18 protein-coding genes and 1 pseudogene are annotated in these 20656 nt (G+C 66.6%); 10 read left to right on the forward strand and 9 right to left on the reverse strand.

All coding sequences use genetic code 11. The annotated features are described in order from the left end of the window. Positions 1-15: 15 nt before the first annotated feature. The 4 genes and pseudogenes from K320_RS19300 to K320_RS0102385 all read right to left on the reverse strand — a co-directional run bounded on the left by K320_RS19300 (position 16) and on the right by K320_RS0102385 (position 3940). Entirely contained in the window at positions 16-129 is a 114-nt protein-coding gene (locus K320_RS19300) for a cytochrome oxidase small assembly protein (RefSeq protein WP_211236080.1), read from the reverse strand. Positions 130-166: 37 nt separating this feature from the next. After that, positions 167-1801 carry a cytochrome c oxidase subunit I gene (ctaD, locus tag K320_RS0102375; protein WP_024537281.1) on the reverse strand — a complete coding sequence of 545 codons (1635 nt, stop codon included), beginning with the start codon at positions 1799-1801 and terminating at the stop codon, positions 167-169. Between the two features lie 76 nt (positions 1802-1877). Further along, positions 1878-2708: pseudogene (gene coxB, locus K320_RS0102380) on the reverse strand (cytochrome c oxidase subunit II); the annotation flags it as partial. 305 nt (positions 2709-3013) lie between these two features. After that, a complete protein-coding gene (locus K320_RS0102385) occupies positions 3014-3940 on the reverse strand; it encodes a methyltransferase domain-containing protein (protein WP_024537283.1) in 927 nt (308 codons plus the stop codon). Positions 3941-3976: 36 nt separating this feature from the next. Between K320_RS0102385 and K320_RS0102390 the strand changes: the two genes are divergently transcribed. Further along, a complete protein-coding gene (locus K320_RS0102390; protein WP_024537284.1) occupies positions 3977-4684 on the forward strand; it encodes a ComF family protein in 708 nt (235 codons plus the stop codon). Positions 4685-4715: 31 nt separating this feature from the next. Further along, on the forward strand, positions 4716-5213 hold the full coding sequence (locus K320_RS0102395) for a tRNA (cytidine(34)-2'-O)-methyltransferase (protein WP_024537285.1): 498 nt from the start codon (positions 4716-4718) through the stop codon (positions 5211-5213). Here K320_RS0102395 and K320_RS0102400 read toward each other — a convergent pair. Continuing rightward, complete coding sequence (locus tag K320_RS0102400; RefSeq protein WP_024537286.1) at positions 5195-5659, reverse strand: MaoC family dehydratase; 465 nt, start codon at positions 5657-5659, stop codon at positions 5195-5197. The genes K320_RS0102395 and K320_RS0102400 overlap by 19 nt on opposite strands. Before the next feature lie 55 nt (positions 5660-5714). After that, the gene (locus K320_RS0102405) at positions 5715-6335 is read right to left on the reverse strand and encodes a ParA family protein (protein ID WP_024537287.1); all 621 of its coding nucleotides are present in this window, start codon (positions 6333-6335) and stop codon (positions 5715-5717) included. A gap of 220 nt (positions 6336-6555) precedes the next feature. Between K320_RS0102405 and kefC the strand changes: the two genes are divergently transcribed. Continuing rightward, a complete protein-coding gene (kefC, locus tag K320_RS0102410) occupies positions 6556-8424 on the forward strand; it encodes a glutathione-regulated potassium-efflux system protein KefC (protein ID WP_024537288.1) in 1869 nt (622 codons plus the stop codon). On the opposite strand, the gene pcaF is transcribed toward kefC, so the two are convergent. Together pcaF and K320_RS0102420 are read right to left on the reverse strand one after the other, a co-directional pair. After that, on the reverse strand, positions 8425-9627 hold the full coding sequence (pcaF, locus tag K320_RS0102415; RefSeq protein ID WP_024537289.1) for a 3-oxoadipyl-CoA thiolase: 1203 nt from the start codon (positions 9625-9627) through the stop codon (positions 8425-8427). A 90-nt stretch (positions 9628-9717) separates the two neighbouring features. Further along, positions 9718-10560, reverse strand: coding sequence for a fumarylacetoacetate hydrolase family protein (locus K320_RS0102420; RefSeq protein WP_024537290.1), 843 nt, complete (start codon positions 10558-10560; stop codon positions 9718-9720). Positions 10561-10628: 68 nt separating this feature from the next. On the opposite strand from K320_RS0102420, the gene K320_RS0102425 reads away from it, so the two are divergent. After that, positions 10629-11063: a DUF1841 family protein gene (locus tag K320_RS0102425; RefSeq protein ID WP_024537291.1), complete on the forward strand. Its 435-nt coding sequence runs from the start codon at positions 10629-10631 to the stop codon at positions 11061-11063. A 66-nt stretch (positions 11064-11129) separates the two neighbouring features. Here the strand turns inward: K320_RS0102425 and K320_RS0102430 are convergent, their stop codons facing one another. Then, positions 11130-11792, reverse strand: a complete 663-nt coding sequence (locus K320_RS0102430) for a c-type cytochrome (RefSeq protein WP_024537292.1) — start codon at positions 11790-11792, stop codon at positions 11130-11132. 103 nt (positions 11793-11895) lie between these two features. Here K320_RS0102430 and K320_RS0102435 point away from each other — a divergent pair, with 103 nt between their 5' ends. The 6 genes from K320_RS0102435 to K320_RS0102460 are packed head-to-tail and all read left to right on the forward strand — an operon-like array spanning position 11896 to position 20577. Continuing rightward, positions 11896-12738, forward strand: coding sequence for an AAA family ATPase (locus K320_RS0102435; RefSeq protein WP_024537293.1), 843 nt, complete (start codon positions 11896-11898; stop codon positions 12736-12738). A 4-nt stretch (positions 12739-12742) separates the two neighbouring features. Then, on the forward strand, positions 12743-12976 hold the full coding sequence (locus tag K320_RS0102440; protein ID WP_024537294.1) for a hypothetical protein: 234 nt from the start codon (positions 12743-12745) through the stop codon (positions 12974-12976). A gap of 3 nt (positions 12977-12979) precedes the next feature. After that, on the forward strand, positions 12980-13582 hold the full coding sequence (locus tag K320_RS0102445; protein WP_024537295.1) for a GNAT family N-acetyltransferase: 603 nt from the start codon (positions 12980-12982) through the stop codon (positions 13580-13582). A 15-nt stretch (positions 13583-13597) separates the two neighbouring features. Further along, positions 13598-14785: a vWA domain-containing protein gene (locus tag K320_RS0102450; protein ID WP_024537296.1), complete on the forward strand. Its 1188-nt coding sequence runs from the start codon at positions 13598-13600 to the stop codon at positions 14783-14785. Positions 14786-14789: 4 nt separating this feature from the next. Then, complete coding sequence (locus K320_RS0102455; protein ID WP_024537297.1) at positions 14790-16652, forward strand: autotransporter assembly complex protein TamA; 1863 nt, start codon at positions 14790-14792, stop codon at positions 16650-16652. Between the two features lie 22 nt (positions 16653-16674). Then, positions 16675-20577, forward strand: coding sequence for a translocation/assembly module TamB domain-containing protein (locus K320_RS0102460; RefSeq protein ID WP_024537298.1), 3903 nt, complete (start codon positions 16675-16677; stop codon positions 20575-20577). Positions 20578-20656: the final 79 nt, after the last annotated feature.

The raw sequence follows: 20656 nt of genomic DNA on the forward strand, positions 1-20656 counted from the left end.
TTGTGTAGTCTCCGCTCACGATCCCAGAAGGGCCCAGCGCACCATGATGCCAAAGAACAGCGCCAAGGCGATCGAGCCAAGAATCAAGCCCAGACGCATGTTGCGTTTGCGCTGTTCATCATGGGGCATGCGCATCTCTTGCAGAATCCCTGACATGCGTCACGCATCAGGCAACAATATGCGTCGCCGCAGCATTGAGCTTGGGCGGCGTCTCGAATGAATGGAAGGGTGCCGGCGACGGCAATTCCCATTCCAAGCCATAGACAGCACCTTCCCAAGGCCGCTGAGGCGCTTTTGCTCCCTTGCCGCGCATGACCGGCACCACGACCGCAAAGAAGAAATACACCTGCGCAGCACCGAAGAAGAACGCACCAATGGACGCGATCATGTTGAAGTCGGCAAACTGCATGGGGTAATCAGCGTAGCGGCGGGGCATGCCGGCGAGGCCGAGCCAGTGCATTGGGAAGAACGCCACGTTGAACGCAATGAGAGACCACCAGAAGTGAATCTTGCCGCGGGTTTCGTCATACATGACGCCCGTCCACTTGGGCGACCAATAGTAGAAGGCGCCAAAGATGGCAAACAGTGACCCGGCCACCAGCACGTAGTGGAAGTGGGCAATGATGTAGTAGGTATCCTGAATCTGGGTATCAATAGGCACCACCGAGGGAATCACGCCCGTGAACCCGCCGATCGTGAACACGAAGATGAAACCAACGGCCCAGAGCATCGGTGTTTCAAAGGTCATGGAACCGCGCCACATCGTGGCTGTCCAGTTGAACACCTTCACTCCCGTCGGGATGGCGATCAGCATGGTGCCATACATGAAGAAAAGCTGGCCTGTGACCGGCATGCCGACGGTGAACATATGGTGCGCCCAGACGATCATCGACAGCGTCGCGATGGCGGCAATGGCATAGACCATCGAGGTGTAGCCGAACAACCGCTTGCGGGCGAATGCAGGAACGATCTCACTGATCATGCCGAAGGCCGGCAGGATCATGATGTACACCTCGGGGTGGCCAAAGAACCAGAAGATGTGCTGCATCATCACCGGGTCGCCGCCGCCGGCCGTGACGAAGAAGCTGGTGCCAAAATGGCGATCCGTCAGCGTCATGGTAAGCACGCCGGCGAACACCGGCATCACCGCCAGCAATAGATAGGCGGTGATGAGCCAGCTCCAGCAGAACATCGGCATCTGCATGAGCTTCATGCCAGGTGCGCGCATGTTCAGGATGGTCACGATGATGTTGATCGCACCCATGATGGACGAAGCGCCCATCACGTGCAGTGACAGGATGGCGAAATCGAGCGACATCGGCATCTGCAGCGAGAGCGGCGCGTAGAGCGTCCAGCCGCCGGCAGGTGCGCCGCCGGGCATGAAGAACGTGGCCGCCAGCGTGATGCCGGCAGGCACCAGCAGCCAGAAGCTGAAATTGTTCATGCGCGCGAACGCCATGTCCGAAGCGCCGATCTGCAACGGAATCATCCAGTTTGCAAAGCCGACGAAGGCCGGCATGATGGCACCGAACACCATGATGAGGCCGTGCATCGTGGTGAACGAGTTGAACATTTCCGGGTTCACGATCTGCAGCCCCGGCTGGAACAGCTCGGCGCGGATCAGCATCGCGAGCAAGCCGCCGATCATCAGCATCGTGAAGGAGAACAACAGGTACATCGTGCCGATGTCCTTGTGGTTGGTGGCGTACAGCCAACGCCGCCAGCCTGTCGGCTTGTGGTGGTGATCGTCGTGATGGGCCAATCCGCCGACTTGCCCATGGTTGTCCAAAACTGCACTCATGCTCGACTCCTCTTTACACGCTGTGCGCTAACGCTCATTGGGCCAACTGGGCCACGGCCTGGGAAGACTGCCCCGCCTGAGCCGATTTTTTCTGTTGCTGCCCATGCACCCACTTGGCGTAGTCCTCGCCGGACAGCACCTTGACGTGGATCGGCATGTAGGCATGCTCCTTGCCGCACAGCTCGGCGCACTGACCGTAGAAATCGCCCGTCTTTTCCGCACGGAACCAGGTGTCACGCACAAAACCGGGAATCGCATCCTGCTTGACACCGAACGCAGGCACAAACCACGAGTGAATCACGTCGTTGGCGGTAATGATCATGCGCACCTTCTTGTTGACCGGCACGACGAGCGGATTGTCAACCTTCAGCAGGTAATCATCGCCCTTGGGCGTGCCTGCGCTGGACAGCTCACGCTGCGCGGAATCCAGCGTGGAAACGAAGCCTATGCCCTCGCCTTCGCCGGCAAGGTAGTCATATCCCCACTTCCACTGGTAGCCAGTGGCCTTGATCGTGAGATCCGGGTTGGTCGTGTCCTTCTGCGCCACGATGACCTTGGTGGCGGGCGCCGCCATCGCGATGACGATCAGGAACGGCACCACGGTCCAGGTGATTTCCACCACCGTCGATTCATGGAAATTCGCGGATTTGGCACCCTTGGATTTGCGGTGGTTCAGGATGGAATAGAACATCGCACCAAACACGCCGACAAAAATGACGGCGCAGATGATCATCACCATCCAATGCAGATCCGATTGCTCCTGCGCGATCTTGGTCACACCCGTCGTCAGGTTCAACTGGTTGACCCCCGGGCCGCCAGGCAGGTCTTGAACCGCGTGGGCTGCCGTCGCCAGCCAAGCTCCAGATACGACCAGAGAGGCTGCCAGCCGGTTGAAAATGCTCTTCATAGTTCTCCCACTTGTAAGCTAAGCGCAAACACTGCTGCAGTTTACTGCGCACTCCAAATGACACACCGGGCGCTGCAGGACAGCGCCGCGCCGCGCGAGCGATTCAGAAAAACACTCTCGCGCATGATCTCCAGCCCGGGTAACGCAATCCACATAACGCAAACCGCCTGGCGCGGCATGTTGTCCCCACACAAGGGCCCAGTTAACCGCTGTTGCCCGCTCCACCGATAGATTCGGTCAAGGCGTTCCGGCTTGCAGCGGCGCACGGGCCACCAGATTGTTTTCAGACGTAAATTCTAATCCACTTATTCACCAGAAAAACCTTCACGACCACCCTGCGATGCGGACTGAGCCCGCAGCTCGGTCCTGGTCTTGGTCCATGAACGCCGCTCCCTGCGCACGTTGGGCGCGGGTTTGTACGCATGACCGTAGATCACCTCAAAAGTCAAGGCCAGCTGCCCCTCGCTGGCCGGGTCGGCCAGCTGCTCGGCAAGGGCTGCTTCCAGAGCCGCCCTCCAGCGGCGCCCCCGCAACGCCGGGAAGCGATCGGGGTGCAGGTTGCGCCCCAGCTCCCTGAGCTCCCGCAACAGGCGTGCCGGAGCCGCGAACGTCAAGATGATGCGCTCCATGTCCATGACCGGTTCGGCAAAACCTGCCGCGGCCAGCATGTCACCCCAGTCGTGCATGTCCGTGAAACTGTGGCTGGGCTGCGGCCAGCCCAGGGCGCCATAGACACCGCGCAACTCGCGCAAGGTATCGGGACCCAGGCAGGAAAACATGAGAAAGCCATCGGCCGACAGGGCCTGGTGCCATTGGCCGATCAGGGCCTGGGGCTGGGCACTCATGTGCAAGGCCATGTTGGCCCAAACCATCTGCATGCTGCCCGGTGATGGTGCGTTGTCAAAGTGCTGTGCCGGGCCAAGCCAGCGGGACGCCTGCCACCACGGGCGCTGCAGCCGCGCCTTCACGGCGGACTGCGCCGATGCGCCCGAAGTCTCGCAAACGAACTGCGCCGCCTTGGGCAGGCCGGCCGCAACCAGCGCATGCCCCTCCAGTCCCCCGCGCAGCGGATCCCAGTCGCACCACTGAAGGGGCGGCTCAATAATCCAGCTCAGGCGTTGCTGCATGCGCCGCGCCACTTCTTCATGCAGCCAGGGCGACGGCGCGCGCGCCAGCGCGTGCCAGCGCTCTGCGGCGACGGCGTCAATGGTGGGTGGGCTCTTTTCCGGCATGGCTGCGACTCGAACGGGCGCGAGTATATTGAGGCCATGTTCTTCACACGCCTGCTGGGGGCATCCGTGGCGGATGCACGTTGGCTGCCCAGCCAGTGCGCCATCTGCCATGCCTGGCCGGCGCAGAGCGTGTGCGAGGCCTGCCGGACGGCGTTTGCGGCACCCGCCCAGCGCTGCGTTCAATGCGCCCAGCGTGTGCCTCAAGGGGTGCTGCGCTGCGGACAATGCCTGGCGCACCCGCCGGCCATCGACGCCTGCATTGCCGCCGTTGACTACGCCTACCCTTGGGAGGCGCTGATCACGCGCTTCAAATTCCACGCCAACCCTGGGCTGGCCGGCGCGCTGGCTGCGCTCATGCGCAAGGCAGATGCCGCCGCACAGCTGCTCGCCGCCGCGGATGCCGTGCTGCCCGTTCCGCTGTCTGCCGAACGCCTGCGCCAGCGCGGCTACAACCAGGCCCTGCTGCTGGCGCGTGCGCTGGCGCGCCCCAAGGTGCAGCCGCGCTGGCTGCGGCGCACCCATGACACGCTGGCGCAAAGCAGCCTGAACCGCACCGAGCGCCTGCGCAATCTGCGCGGTGCATTTGCCGTATCCACGCAGATTCCACGCGACCTGGGTGGGCAACACCTGCTGCTGGTGGACGACGTGATGACGACCGGAGCGACAGTGCACGCGGCCGCCAGTGCGCTGCGCCAAGCCGGTGCCACGAGCGTCAGCGCGCTGGTACTGGCACGCACGCCCTGACGGCGGCACGCCCTGGCCGACAATCACCGCCATGTTCCAGATTGTCCTCGTCGAACCGGAAATCCCGCCCAACACGGGCAACGCCATCCGCCTCGCCGCCAACACCGGCTGCCGGCTGCACCTCGTGGAGCCGCTCGGATTTTCGATGGAAGATCGGCTGCTGCGCCGCGCCGGGCTGGATTACCACGAGTGGGCTGATGTACGGCGCCACGCCAGCTGGGAAGCCTTGGTGGAGACAGAGCAGCCCGACGCATCCCGCATGTTCGCACTGACCACACGCGGCACGCGAACAGCCCATGACACCCGGTTTCTGCCCGGCGACTGGCTGGTGTTCGGCTCGGAAACGCGCGGTTTCTCGCCAACGCTGCGCGAGCGCTTTGCTCCAGCGCAGTGCCTGCGGCTGCCGATGCGCCCGAACCAGCGCAGCCTCAATCTGTCGAATGCGGTGGCGGTGATGGTCTTTGAAGCGTGGCGGCAAAACGGCTTTGCCGGTGCCGCGCCGCTGCCGATTCAGGGCGCCGCGCCGTAGCTGCGCACCAGCGATTCGGCCACGCACACGGGCTTGTCGCCGCCCTCGCGCTCCACCGCAACCTCCAGCGTCATCTGCACGCCATCCGGCTGCGCCGGCTCCACACCGCGCAAGGTCACCCGCCCGCGCAAACGGCTGCCCACCGGCACGGGGGCAGGGAAACGCACGCGATTGAGACCGTAGTTGATGCCCATCCTCGCGCCTTCGATCACGAGCGCCTGCTCGAAGAACCGCGAGAGCAGCGACAGCGTGAGAAAGCCGTGGGCCACCGTGGCGCCGAAGGGGCCGGCGGCAGCGCGCGCGGGATCGACGTGTATCCATTGGTGATCGCCGGTGGCCTGGGCGAATTGGTCGATCCGCGCCTGGGTGATTTCGACCCAGTCGGTGACCGCGATTTCCTGGCCCATGCAGGCGGCCAGTTCCGAGTAACTGCGAAAGATCTTCATGCGCCGGCAATGTAGCGGGCGAAGCGCGGCCTGCGTGTCAGCGCGGCGACAGGCGTCAGGCTTCGTCCAGCCATGCGCAAAGAGGCTGCCACTGCTCCAGGTCGCGCGCCACGCGCGCCGGAGCAATGTCAAAGAGCGTCAGCCCGTGCGCCGCAAGATGCACGTAGTTCTGCGTGTTGCGCAAAAACCCGAGCACCGGCAGGCCCAGTTCATCGACGAATGCGCGCAGCTTGTCGGCGGCGATGGTGCGCTCGTCCACGCGCATGCCGACAATCCCGATCTGCGCCGACGTATCGATGCGCAGCGCCTGCAGGTCATCAAGAAACTGGCGCGTGGCAAAGATGTCGAAGACGCTCGCCTGCAGCGGCACGACGATGCGGTCCGCCTTGCGCAACACGTCCTTCAGGCGCCAGCCCTGCAAGCCGGCGGGCGTATCGAGCACCGCGTGCGCGACGTCGCGCGGCGGCCGGCCGATCCAGTCAGGCGTGGCCTCCCACAGCTGGATGGTACGTGCCACCTGCGGGCGCTCGCCAAGCCACCAGCGCGCGGACTGCTGGCCATCCACATCGCCCAGCGCCACCGCATGGCCACGGCTGGCGTAGTAGCCCGCAATATTGGTTGCCAGCGTGGACTTGCCCACACCACCCTTGGGATTGGCCACTGCAACAAGTGCCATCGCTGCTTCCTTTCACTAGAATCAAAAAGGCCTGCAGCCCTTGTCATAAAAGCGCGAACAGCTATCAAACAAGGACTTCCACACCTGCCGCCGCCATCACAGGCACGAATGGTTACTCTAACGCAGCAGAGGCATCGGGCCACTGGTCAACCCGAGTGACCGAAAATGGGTTGCATGCGGGCGCCATCATCCACGCCCTCTGCCGAAACGCTCCCTCCCCATGGCCCACGCCCCCCTCTGGCTCACCTACGGCTTCACCTACCTGGCGGCCGCAGTGATCGCCGTGCCCATCACGCGGGCGCTTGGCCTGGGCGCGATCGTCGGTTACCTGGCGGCCGGCATCGCCATCGGTCCCTGGGGCCTGGCGCTGGTGAGCAATGTGCAGGACATCCTGCACTTCGCCGAATTCGGCGTGGTGCTGATGCTGTTTTTGATCGGCATGGAACTGCAGCCCGGCCGGTTGTGGAGCATGCGCCGCCCCATCTTCGGCCTGGGCGGCGCGCAGATGCTGGCCTGCGCGCTGCTGCTGGGCGCGGGCGCCTGGCTCTGGGGCCTGCCCTGGCGCGTCGGGCTGGTGGCTGCGCTGGGCCTGGCGCTCTCGTCCACCGCGATCGCGCTGCAGATCCTTGCCGAGCGCAACCTGATGCAGAGCGAGGGCGGGCAGCATGCGTTTTCCATCCTGCTGTTCCAGGATATCGCCGCCATCCCCATTCTTGCGCTGCTGCCGCTGCTGGGCGCCACCGGCAATGCATTGCCGGGCACCGGCCCGGCGCTGCTGACCGAAATCCTCAAGACGCTGAGCGTGGTGGGCGTGATCATCCTGGGCGGACGTCTGGCGTTGCGTCCGGTGCTGCGCTGGGTGGCGCAGAGCAAGACGCCCGAGATCTTCACCGCCACCTCGCTGTTCCTGGTAGTGGGCATCGCAATGCTGATGGTGCTGGTGGACCTGTCGATGGCGCTGGGCGCCTTCCTCGCGGGGGTATTGCTGGCCGACAGTGAGTACCGCAGCGAGCTGGAAACCGACATCGAGCCGTTCAAGGGCCTGCTGCTTGGCCTGTTTTTCATCGCCGTGGGCATGAGCATCGATTTCGGCGTGCTGATCGCATCGCCCCTGCGGATGCTGGCGCTGGTCTTCGGCTTTCTCTCGCTCAAGGCCATCGCCATCTACCTGCTGGCGCGCGCCACCGGCATGCCGGCGCAGGAGCGGCCGGTGTTCACGCTGCTGCTCACGCAAGGCGGAGAATTCGCCTTCGTGGTGTTCCAGACGGCGACGAATTTCGAGGCGCTGCCGTCGGACATCGCCTCGATGCTGATCGCGGCAGTGGCGATCAGCATGCTGCTGGGGCCGCTGCTGCTGGTGCCGCTCGATCGCGCGCTGCAAAAACACTATGCGCGCATGAGCCCCTCACCGGAAGCCGCCGAAGACACCATCGAAGAGCCGCAGACCGCGCCCGTCATCATCGCCGGCTTCGGGCGCTATGGGCAGATCGTGGCGCGCGTGATGCTGGCGCAGGGGATTCCCGCCACGGTGCTGGACCACAGCGTCGAAATGCTGGAAGTGGCGCACACCTTCGGCTACCGCGTGTACTTCGGCGACGCCACGCGCGTGCGCCTGCTGCGCAAGGCGGGTGCCACGCAGGCCAAGGTGCTGATGATCGCGGTCGATGCACCGCAGCAGTCCCTGAAGATCGCGCAGATCGCGCGCAAGCACTTCCCGCACCTGCAGATCGTGGCGCGCGCACGCGATATCTCGCACTGGCACGCGCTGCGCGACCTGGGCGTGACGCTGGTGGAGCGCGAACTGTTCGGCTCCAGCCTTGAGAGCGCCGCCACGGTGCTGCAGTGCATGGGGCTGGAAGAATACGAGGCGCGCCGCACCATCGAACGCTTTCGCACCTACAACATGGAACTGGCCGAGCAGCTCTACCCGCACCACAAGGATCGCGAGCGCTTCATCGCCGCTGCCAAGCAGGGGCGCAACCAGCTGGTGGAACAGATGGCGCGCGAACGCGAGGAGCGCCTGCGCGAAAAGCGCGCCGCCAACGACAGCGGCGCACCGTCCGCAGACCACGACGCGCCGGCGGCCTGATCAGACTTTTTCCAGCACCACCGCAATGCCCTGCCCCACGCCGATGCACATGGTGCACAGCGCGTAGCGCCCGCCCAGCTGGTGCAGCTGACTCACCGCCGTCGTCGCCAGGCGCGCACCCGAGGCGCCCAGCGGATGGCCCAGCGCAATCGCACCGCCCCACTGATTCACGCGCTTGTCATCGTCGGCGACGCCAAGATCGCGCAGCACGGCCAGGCCTTGCGCGGCAAAGGCTTCGTTCAGCTCGATGATGTCCATCTGTGCAAGCGTCAGGCCGGTGAACTGCAGCACCTTGCGCACGGCGGGCGCGGGGCCGAAGCCCATGATGCGCGGCGCCACGCCGGCCGTGGCCATGCCGACCACGCGAGCGCGCGGCGTGAGGCCGTATTGCCTGGCGGCTTCCTCGCTGGCCAGCAGCAGGGCGCAGGCGCCGTCGTTCACGCCCGAGGCATTGCCGGCCGTGACCGTGCCGTCCGGCCGCACCACGCCCTTGAGCCTGGCCAGCGCCTCCATGCTGGTCGCGCGCGGGTGCTCATCGGTGTCCACCACGATGGGATCGCCCTTCTTCTGCGCGATCCGTACCGGCGTGATCTCGTGCGCCAGGTGGCCCGCGGCAATCGCCGCCGCCGCCTTCTGCTGGCTGGCCAGCGCCATGCGGTCCTGCGCCTCGCGCCCGATTTTGAAATCAACCGCCACGTTCTCGGCCGTCTCGGGCATGGAGTCGACGCCGTACTGCGCCTTCATCAGCTTGTTGACGAAACGCCAGCCTATGGTGGTGTCATAGACCGCGTTGCTGCGGCTGAAGGCACTCTCGGCCTTGGGCATGACGAAAGGCGCGCGGCTCATGCTCTCCACGCCGCCGGCGATCATCAAACGGGCCTCGCCGGATTTGATGGCGCGCGCGGCCATGCCCACGGCGTCCAGCCCCGAGCCACACAGGCGATTGACGGTTGCGCCCGGCACCTCGACGGGCAGGCCGGCCAGCAGCGAGGACATGCGCGCCACGTTGCGGTTGTCCTCGCCGGCCTGGTTGGCGTTGCCGTAGATCACGTCGGTCACGGCCTGCCAGTCCACGCCGGGGTTGCGCTGCATCAGCGCCTTGATCGGGATGGCGCCCAGGTCATCGGTGCGCACGCTGCTGAGCGCTCCGCCGTAGCGGCCGAAGGGGGTGCGGATGGCGTCGCAGATGAAGGCTTGTGTCATGGAATTTTCTGTCATGGTGCAAATAAAAATGAGAGCTTTTACCGCTTTATTGGCAAGCGCTAGAGGCTAATTTGATCTGTATTTTTGCAATCAGGCCGTGGTGATGCGGTTGCGCAGCCTTCCGATGCGTTCAATCTCGACTTCCACCCGATCCCCGGGCTGCATGTAGCGCTTGGGCGTGCGCCCGAGGCCCACGCCTGCCGGTGTTCCGGTAAAGATGATATCGCCCGGCTCCAGCGTCATCGCCTCGCTGATGGCCGCAATGATGGTGGCGGCATCGAAAATCATGTCGCGCGTATTCGCCGACTGCATGACCTCGCCGTTGAGCCGGGTTTCGATGGCCAGATCCGCGCCGCCTGGCGGCAGTTCATCCGCGGTGACCAGAAAAGGGCCCCAGGGCCCCGTGCCATCGACGTTCTTCCCCAGCGTCCATTGGGGCGAACGGAACTGGAATTCGCGCACCGAGATATCGTTGCCGACGGCGTAGCCGAAGACATGCGCCAGCGCCCGCTCTTTCGGTATGCAGCGCCCACCCGTGCCGATGACCGCCACCATCTCGCCCTCGAAATCCAGCGAATCATCGCCTGCGGGACGCCGTACGCCGGCGCCCTCCGCGCTCAGGCTGGTCGCGACGCGCAGGAACAGCGTGGGATGCTCCGGCTGCTCATACGGGCTTTCCTTCGTGTGATCGGCGTAGTTGAGCCCGACGCACACCACCTTGCCGGGTGCAAGCACCGGCGCAAGGAAGCGAGCGCCCTCCAGTGGCAGATGGCGCCGGGCTGTGGCCGCCATGCTGGCATACTGCGCCGCCGTCGTTCCCACCCTCAGCAAGGCACCCAGATCCGCCCCCGCGGCACCGATCAAGGCCAGCGCTCCATCCCGCAGCGCCACGGCATGCGGCAAACCATCCACGACAATCGTTGCCAACTTCATCCGACACACTCCCGCTGGTCAAACGGCCAATAATAGGCGAGTGCCCCAATCCGCAAAGCCTTCGCACCATGTTCAATCCCAGTCAGGCCGACGTCCGCCGCTTCTTCTGTTCGGTCCTGCACAAGCAGCAGACCGAAACGCCCATGGAAGCGATCGAAACGCTGGCCGCGCTGTGGATCGCCGAGCACCCCGAATACCACGCCGATCTGGCCGACGTGGATGCGGCGCTGGCGCGCAATTACGACGCAAAGCCGGGCGCCACCAACCCGTTTCTGCATCTGTCCATGCACCTCTCGATCAGCGAGCAGTGCAGCATCGACCAGCCGCGCGGCATCCGCCAGGCGGTGGAACTGCTCACGGCGCGCCTGGATTCGCTGCACGACGCGCACCATGCGGCGATGGAATGCCTGGGCAGCATGCTCTGGGAGGCGCAGCAGGCCGGGCGCGCGCCCGACGGCGATGCCTACCTCGCCTGCGTGCAGCGGCGCGCCACGCGCGATTGATTGAAGCACCCAAGAAAAAGCCCGCTCAGGGCGGGCCTTGGGCATCGACCGCACCGGCTTTCACGATCAGCGGAAGCGCGACTCCGGCACCACCTGCAGCTGGCTGTCCAGCGCGCCGATGTAGTTGGCCAGCTGCCGCAGCTCCTGGTTGGTGAACTGCGCCGCAATGCCGCCCATGATGGGATTGGCACGCCCGGAGTACGGACCCTCCTTGGGGTTCTTGTAGGCCTTGAGCGTCACGTACAGGTAATCGGCGTGCTGGCCCGCGATCTTGGGGTAGGCGTCGTTGATCGGCTTGGAGAAATTCTCGCCGTGGCAGGAGACGCAGCCTCCCTTTTGAAGCAACAGGCTGACAACTTCGTCCGGCGCCTTGGCCGGCTTTTCAGCCACTTCGATCTTCTTGCCATCGGCCGCGTAATAGGCCGCCAGATTGGCCATGTCCTGGTCGGTCAGCGAATCGGCAATGCTGCGCATGGTGGGGAATTTGCGCGCGCCCTTCTTGTATTCCTGCAGGGCGGCGTCGATGTAGGCGGCGTTCTGACCCGAGATCATCGGCACCTTGTAGACCTCGGGAAAACTCGACTTGTAGCCCACGATGTTGTGGCAGCCTATGCACATCGCATTCTTCTGCGCGCCAGCCGCCGCATCCCCTTTCACCTCCTGGGCATAACCGGAGGCCGTCGCAAAGGCGACCATCAGACCAAATATCGTAGGCAATGCTTTATTCATTTTGCGCGCACAATCCGTGAGTTGTCTCGATGTTGACCAGCGCCCGATTATAGGCAGGCACTTGTCACACATTGCAAGAACTCTTTCTCGCATTTTTCCTCTTATGAAATTTGAAGGCTCCCCCCACTACGTCGCCACCCAGGACCTGAAGCTTGCGGTCAATGCCGCCGTGACACTGCAGCGCCCGCTGCTGGTCAAGGGGGAACCCGGCACCGGAAAAACCATGCTGGCCGAAGAGGTCGCGCAGGCACTTTCCATGCCGCTGCTGCAATGGCACATCAAATCGACCACCAAGGCGCAGCAGGGTCTGTACGAATACGACGCCGTGAGCCGCCTGCGCGATTCCCAGCTCGGGGACGAGCGGGTCAAGGACATCCACAACTACATCGTCAAGGGCGTGCTGTGGCAGGCCTTCACGGCCGAGCAGCCGGTGGCGCTGCTGATCGACGAAATCGACAAGGCCGACATCGAGTTTCCCAACGACCTGCTGCGCGAGCTCGACCGCATGGAGTTCTACTGCTACGAGACGCGCGAAATGGTGCGCGCCAGGCATCGTCCGCTGGTCTTCATCACCTCCAACAACGAAAAAGAGCTGCCCGACGCCTTCCTGCGCCGCTGCTTCTTTCACTACATCAAGTTTCCGGATGCGGAGACGATGCAGAAGATCGTCGCGGTGCATTTCCCCACGCTCAAGAGCGAGCTGCTGAACGCCGCCATGAAGTCGTTCTACGACGTGCGCGGGCTGCCGGGCCTGAAGAAGAAGCCCTCCACGAGCGAATTTCTCGACTGGCTCAAGCTCCTGCTGGCCGAGGAAATCCCGCCCGAGGCGCTGCAGAGCCAGGACGCCAAGGTCAGCGTCCCGCCGCTCATCGGCGCGCTGCTCAAGAACGAGCAGGACGTGAGCCTGTTCGAGAAACTCGTCTTCATGAACCAGCGCAACCGCTGACCGGATGGCGGCGATGCCCCCGGCGCTCATCCGGCCCCTGGCGCGCGGCGTCGGTTTCATCGCCGGGGCGCTGGCGGGGTACTGGCTGGCGCGTCTGCTCGGCATCGATGTGCTGCGCGACCTGCAGGGTGGCAAAGGAGTGCTCGCGGCCGGACTCATAGGCCTGGGCGGAGGCATCGGCCTGGCGGCAGCCCGCCGCTGGTGCGCGCAGCGTGGCTACGAACAACCCGGAAAATGAACCATGGCCTTTGTCGAACCCGTTGTTTTGCGTGACCGCGGCCTGCGGCTGGAGCCGCTGGCCCTGGCGCATGAGGCGGGCCTGGTTGCCGCCGCCACCGATGGCGCGCTCTGGACGCTGCGCATCACTTCCGTACCCGAGCCTGAACAGACACGCCGGTACATCGAAACCGCGCTGCAAGGGCGGGCGGCGGGCACGCGCTTTGCCTTCGCAGTGATCGACGAATCCAGCGGACGGGTCTTGGGCAGCACCAGCTACCACGACATCCTTCCCGCCGTGCAGCGCGTGGAAATTGGCTACACCTGGTACGCCAGAAGCGTGCAGCGCAGCCACGTGAACACCACCTGCAAACTGCTGATGATGGGCCATGCCTTCGACACCCTGCGCTGCCGCGTCGTCGGCTGGCGCACGGACAATTTCAACTTTGCCAGCCAGCGCGCCATCGAGCGCCTGGGCGCCAGGAAGGACGGCGTGATCCGCGGCCACGCGCCGCGCCGCGACGGCACCATCCGCGACACGGTGATGTACAGCATGACGGCGGATGAATGGCCGGAAGCACGGGCACAGTTGCTCTATTTACTGCAGCTGCACGCGCAGACTGCATAAGCGCTGGAGGCTGTTTTGCTGATTGATTTTTTTTACACCCTGCGGGCCGCCAGGCTGCCGGTCTCGGTCAAGGAATTTCTCATGCTGCTGCAGGCGCTCCAGGCGGGCGTCGTCGGGCCGCTGTCGGAGCAGACCTGGAGCATCGACGACTTCTACCACCTGGCGCGCACGGTGCTGGTGAAGGACGAAAAGCATTACGACAAGTTCGACCGCGCCTTTGCCGCGTACTTTCACGGAGTGGAGTTGCTGGCGGACATCACCCGGGAAATCCCCGCGGACTGGCTGCGCAAGATGCTGGAGCGCGAGCTCACGCCCGAGCAGAAGGCCGCGATCCAGAAGATGGGCTGGGACGAGCTGATGGAAACGCTCAGGAAGCGCCTGGAAGAACAGAAAGGCCGCCACGAAGGCGGCAGCAAGTGGATCGGCACCGGCGGCACCAGCCCGTTCGGCAACGGCGGCTACAACCCGCAGGGCGTGCGCATCGGCGGGGCGGGCAAGAACCGCAGCGCCGTGAAGGTGTGGGAGCAGCGCGCCTACCGCGACTACGACGACACGCAGGAGCTGGGCACGCGCAACATCAAGGTGGCGCTGCGCCGCCTGCGCAAGTTCGCGCGCGAGGGCCACGAGCTGGAGCTGGACTTGCCCGACACCATCCGCTCCACCGCCGCCAACGCCGGCTGGCTGGACATCCGCATGCAGCCCGAGCGCCACAACAACGTGAAGGTGCTGCTGCTGATGGACGTGGGCGGCACCATGGACGAACACATCCAGCGCGTGGAAGAGCTGTTTTCCGCCGTCAAGGCCGAGCTCAAGCACCTGGAGTTCTATTACTTCCACAACTGCGTCTACGACTACCTGTGGAAGAACAACCGGCGCCGCTACGCGGAAAAATTCCCCACCTGGGACATCATCCGCAAGTACAACAAGGACTACAAGCTGATCTTCGTCGGTGATGCGACGATGAGCCCCTACGAGATCCTGCAGCCCGGCGGCAGCGTGGAATACAACAACGAGGAAGCCGGCGCCGAATGGCTGCAGCGCCTCACGCACGCCTTTCCCCGGTTCGCCTGGATCAACCCGGAGCCGCAGGGCGTGTGGCAATACCGCCAGAGCATCAGCATCATCGAGCAGCTCATGGGACACCGCATGTACCCGCTCACGCTCAAGGGGCTGGAGGACGCGATGCGACTGTTGTCAAAATAGCCCCATGAAGTTTGCGTGCCCGGCGCCGGCCCGTTGGCCGGCGTTGCTGTTTTTGCTGCCACTCATGCTGCTGCCGGGCGCCTGCAGCCTGCTGCCCGGCGCGCCGCCCGCGCAGCCCGAGGCCGCCAGCACGCCCGCGCCGGCGTTCGCGCTGCAGATCGACACCAGCGATGCCACCGTGCGCCAGCTGCTGCTGCAGCATCTGGAGCTGCAGCGCTTTCGCCAGCTGCCGGACCTGCGCGCCGCCGAACTGCAGCGCCTGACCGACGGCATTCCCGGCAACGCGCGCGAACTGCTGGGAACGCTGGGGTATTTCAACCCCGCGATCGCTGTCGATGTCTCCGCAGGCACGCCGCCCACCATCACCGTCACGGTCGAGCGCGGCCCGCAAACGCAGGTGGTTGCCACGCAGATCACGCTCACGAGCCCCGGCAGCGACGCCGCCGCGCGCGAACGCCGCGAGGCGCAGTTGCAAAGGAATTTCGCGCTGCAGGCCGGATCGCCCTTCACCCAGTCGGCCTGGGACGACGCCAAGGCCCAAGGTCTGCGCCAGCTGCAGCAGCGGCGCTTTCCCACGGCGCGCATCGCCGCCAGCCGCGCCGACATCGACGCCGCTGCCAACACCGCGCGCCTGTCGGTGGTCTACGCCAGCGGCCCGCTCTACCGCTTCGGGCCGCTCGCCATCGATGGCGGCGAGCGCTACGACAGCACCGGCACCGCCCGCATCGCCCGGCTGCCCGAGGGCGAGGTCTATGCAGAATCCGCCCTGCTCGATGCCCAGCAGCGGCTCTCGGCCAGCGGCTACTACGACAGCGTGTTCCTGACGCTGGACACCGAAAGCACCGACGCCCAGGCGGCCGAAGCGACGGCGCCCGTGACCGCCCATGTGCGCGATGCCAAGCTGCAGAAGGCCGTTTTCGGCATCGGCTTCTCCACCGACAACGGGGCGCGCCTGTCGCTGGACCATACGCACAACCGCCTGCCCTGGCTGGGCTGGCGCGCGCTCAGCCAGGTGCAGCTGAGCAAGAGCCTCAAGAGCCTGTCCACGAAATGGATGGGGTTGCCGCACGAGGACGGCTGGCGCTGGATCGGCGGCGCGCAGCTGCGCCGCGAGGACACCGGCAGCTTCAAGACCGACAGCACGCAGTGGCGCTTTGGCCGCAGCAAGAGCAGCGAAGCCATCGACCGCAGTCACTGGCTGCAGTACGACATGAGCCGCGCCCAGGGCGCAGGCGCGCCGCCCATGGCCGCCGCGCTCACCGCCAACTGGGGCAGGACCTGGCGCTACTTCAACAACCCCACCGCACCCACGCGCGGCTGGGGTCTGGCGGCAGAGCTGGGCGCGGGCAGCACGCTGCGCACGCAGCACGATCCCTTCCTGCGCGCGCTGCTGCGCTGGCAGGGCTTCGTGGCGCTGGGGCGCGTGCGGATGAACGAACAGGTGTCGCGCGCCAGCCGCCTGTCGCTGCGGCTGGAAGGCGGCGCCGTGCTGGCACGCAAACAGGCTGCCATCCCCTCCACCCAGCTGTTTCTCACCGGCGGCGATGCCACCGTGCGCGGCTACAGCTGGCAAAGCATAGGCGCGCACCTGCAGGGCAACCAGATCTATGGCGGGCGCTACCTCACGGTGGCCAGCATCGAATGGCAGCGCCCCATCGCGCTGCGCGGCAATGTCACGGATTTCGAGAGCGCCACCTTCATCGACATCGGCGCCGTCGGCGACACACCGGACGAGATGCGCCCGCGCGTGGGCCTGGGCGCCGGCCTGCGCTGGCGCAGCCCCGTCGGCCCGCTGCAGGCGGATGTAGCCTGGGGCGTGCAAGCGCGCCAGCTGCGGCTGCATCTGCGGCTGGGATTCAGCTTCTGACGCACGCTGCCGGGAAACCACCATGGCTGCCGCCGCACCCTCCCCCACGCCGTCCGCCCCCGCCCCCGCGCGGCGCCCATGGCGCACGCTGGCGCGCGTGCTGCTGGCGGCGGTGCTGCTGCTGGCCACCGTGCTGGGCGGGGCCTGGGGCTGGGCGGGCAGCGAGGGGTCGCTGGCCACGGCACTGCGGCTGGCCAGCCGCCACCTGCCCGATGGCATGCGGCTGACGGCGCAGGATGTCAGCGGCACGCTGCGCGGCGGCGGGCGGATAGGCACGCTGCACTTTGCCGGCCCGGACATCGACGTACAGGTGCAGGACGCGCGCATCGCATGGCAGCCGGCAGCGCTGCTGGAGCGGCAGTTGCTGATCACCGAGCTGCACGCCGGGCGCGTCGCGCTGCGTCCGCTGGGCGAGCCCGATGCCTCACCCGCGCAGCCCCTGACCGAGCTGCGGCTGCCGCTGCGCATCCGCACGCCCTTTGCAGTGGAAGCGCTTACCTGGGCGGCCGGCGCGCAGGCGCCGATGGCCATCAGCGATCTGCGCGGGCATTACGACTGGGATGGCGCGGCGCACCGCCTGCGCCTGGACAGCATCGCGCTGGCGCAGGGCCGCTACACCCTGGATGCCACTTTGGAGGGTGCCGCGCCCATGGCCCTGCGGGCGGCGCTGCAGGGCGCGGTGCAAACGCCGGTGCCCGGCAGCGAAGCGCCGCTGACGGCCGCCGTGCAGGCGCAGGCCGACGGCACGCTGGCAGGCGATGCGGCGCAGCTCGCCGTCAGCGCCCAGGTGCTGGGAGCAGCGGGCAACGCGCTGCGGCTTCAGGCCCAGGCCCGCATACGCCCCTGGGCCGCCCAGCCCGTGGTGCAGGCTCAGGCGAGCCTGCAGGCGCTTGACCTTGCCGCGCTCTGGCCCCGGGCGCCGGCCACACGGCTCTCAGGCACGGCATCGCTACAGCCTGAGGAGCCGCCAACGCAGGATGGATGGGCGCTGAAGGCCGATTTGACCAATGAAAATCCAGGCCTGTGGGATACGCACCATCTGCCCGTCTCCGCCCTGCAGGCGACCGCCCGCTACGCAGGCACCCTGCTGCAGGTGCCTGACGCCAGCATCCACATCGGCAGCGGCGTGCTGCGCCTGCGCGATGCCCGCTTCGACAGCGCCACCCAGTCCATCGCCGCACGGCTGGCCCTGCGGGCGATCAGCCCCGCCAGGCTGCATTCGCTGCTGGACGCCGCGCCGGTGCAGGGCTCGGCCCAGATCACGGGACGGCTGGACGGCGCGCTGCGGTTGCAGGCCCAGCTGCGCGCCGCACCCGCCCGATCCCGCACGGCGCTGCACCTGGACAGCCTGGACATGGACGGGCAGTGGCAGGACGGCCGGCTGCAACTGCGCCACCTCGCCGCCAGCGCGCTGCAGGCGCAGATCGACGGGCGGACGCTGGCGATCGATGTCCGCCAGCGCTCGGGCAGCGGAAAGCTCACTCTGCGCATTCCCGGCGCCAGCCTGCAGGCCGATGGCGACGTGGCACCGCGCAGCGGCCGTGGGCAGTTCAACGCCACACTGCAGGACGCACAGGCGCTGCAGCACTGGCTTGCCGCCCTGCCCTTGCCAGTGCCGCTGCCACACGCCATCGCCCAGGCGCAGATCACCGGCAAGGGCGCATTGCAGGCCCGCTGGCAAGGCGGCTGGCAGACGCTGCTGGAACAGGCGCAGGCCAGCGGCACGCGCCCCCCGGCAGCGACCGCGCTGCAGGCCAGCCTGCGCCTGCCACAGTTCTCGTACACGCCGCCCGCTGGCGAGGCACTGACGCTGAACGGCCTTCAGGTGCAGCTGGATGCCACGCCGGCGCAAGCCACGCTGGCACTCGATGGCAGCGCCAGCCACGGCACCGGGGACGGTCGCATCAGCGCCACGGCGCACCTGCGCAGCACGCTCGGCCCCGCCGGCCCGCAGCGCTGGCAGACCCGGGTCAGCGAGATGACGCTTTCGGCGCGCATCGGACAGCGCCCCGGCCCGTGGCGCATCGCGCTGCAGGCACCACTGGTCGTGCAGCTTGGCACGGCCAAAGGCCTGCACCTGCAAGCGCAGGCATCGAGCGCGGCCATGACCGGCCCCCAGCCCGGCAGCGCGCAGCTGATCCTGCAGCACCTGAGCCTTGCCCTGCCTCCGGACGGCACGCTGCAACTGCAGACCCAGGGCAGCCTCAAGGACGTGCCGCTCGGCTGGGCGAATGCCGCCGACAGCGCCCAGCCGCCGCTGCTCCAGCGCCTGGGGCTGGCGGGCGATGTGGTGCTGGGCGGCACCTGGGATGTCGCCCTGGGGCAAACGCTGCAGGCGCAGGTGGCGCTGGCCCGCAGCAGCGGCGACCTGCGCCTGGCGATCGACGGGCAGGACACCGCCGCCGGCCTGCAGCAGGCGGCGCTGACGCTGCAGGCGCAGGGCGGGCAGCTGTCCTCTCGCCTCTCATGGAAGAGCGAGCGCGCCGGCCAGATCACGGCGCAGGCTCAGGTGCCGCTGCAGCACGGCCCGGAGGGCGGCTGGCGGCTGGCCGGCGACGCCGCGCTCACGGGTACGCTGCAGGCGGCGCTGCCGGACATCGGCGTATGGTCGCTGCTCGCGCCGCCGGGCTGGCGCGTCAACGGCAGCCTGGGCGCGCAAGTGCAGCTTTCCGGGGCATTGAATGCGCCCCGGCTCAACGGCGAGATCAGCGCCGACAACCTCGCCCTGCGCTCGGTGCTCGACGGCGTGGATCTGAGGGACGGCCGCCTGCGTGCCCGGCTCGCGGGCGACCGTCTGGCCATCACCGAACTGCGCCTGGCAGGCGGGCACGGCAGCGGTGCGCGCATCCCTGGGCCCAGCGGCAACCTCACCAGAGCGCCCGGCAATGGCGGCAGCCTCAGCGCCACCGGTGCCATCACCTGGCAGAGCAACGCCGTCCACATGGAGGTGGACGCCACGGCCGAGGCACTGCAGGTGCTGGTGCGCGCGGACCGGCAGCTGAGCCTCTCGGGCACACTGAAGGCGCAGCTGGCCGATGACCAATTCCAGCTCACCGGCAAGCTGCGGGCCGACCGCGCCAGCCTCCTGCTGCCGGACGACAGCACCCCCACGCTGGGCGACGATGTCGTCGTGCATTCCGCCGGCGGCAAGACCGGGGAGGGCGCAGCACCCGCGCCGCCGCCACAGGCACAGCCCGCCAAGGCGCCCGCCATCAACATCACCTTCGACCTGGGCGACGATTTTGCCGTGCAGGGGCACGGCCTGACCACGCGCCTCAAGGGCGAGCTCGCGATCACCAGCAACGGCGCCCAGGGACCCGCGCCGCGCGTGCTCGGCGAAATCCGCACCGACCAGGGCCGCTACCGCGCCTGGAACCAGATGCTGGACGTGGAGACCGGGCTGGTGCGCTTTTCCGGCGCCATGGACAACCCGCAGCTCGACATCCTGGCGCTGCGCCCGCAGATCAGCGAGCGCGTGGGCGTGCAGGTGAGCGGTACAGCGAAGGCGCCGCGCGTGCGGCTGTATTCGGACCCCGACATGCCGGATGCGGAAAAACTCTCCTGGCTGGTGCTGGGGCGCAGCGCCGCCGCCGGCGGTGCCGATGCGGCGCTGATGCAGCAGGCGGCGCTGGCCCTGCTCAGCGGCGGGCGCGATCCCAGCGCCAACATCGCGCAGCGCCTGGGCCTGGATGAAATCGGCTTTCGCGGCCCCAGCAGCGGTGACGCGGACAACGCCGCCAGCGGCGCGGCGCTGACCCTGGGCAAACGCATCTCGCGCGACCTGTACGTGACCTATGAACACAGCCTGGCGGGCACGGTGGGGGCGCTGTCCATCTTTCTCGACCTCTCCAAACGCCTGACGCTGCGCGGGCAAACCGGCACGCAGAGTGCCATCGATCTGATCTACACCATCCGCTACGATTGAGCGAAAAAATTGGCTCCAACGCTAGTCAAAGCGCCGTCTGCAGCTATCAATACAGGTAAACCAACCTTCGCCAGGGCCC

It is taken from the genome of Comamonas badia DSM 17552 (genome assembly GCF_000484635.1).
Classification (GTDB): domain Bacteria; phylum Pseudomonadota; class Gammaproteobacteria; order Burkholderiales; family Burkholderiaceae_C; genus Comamonas_C; species Comamonas_C badia.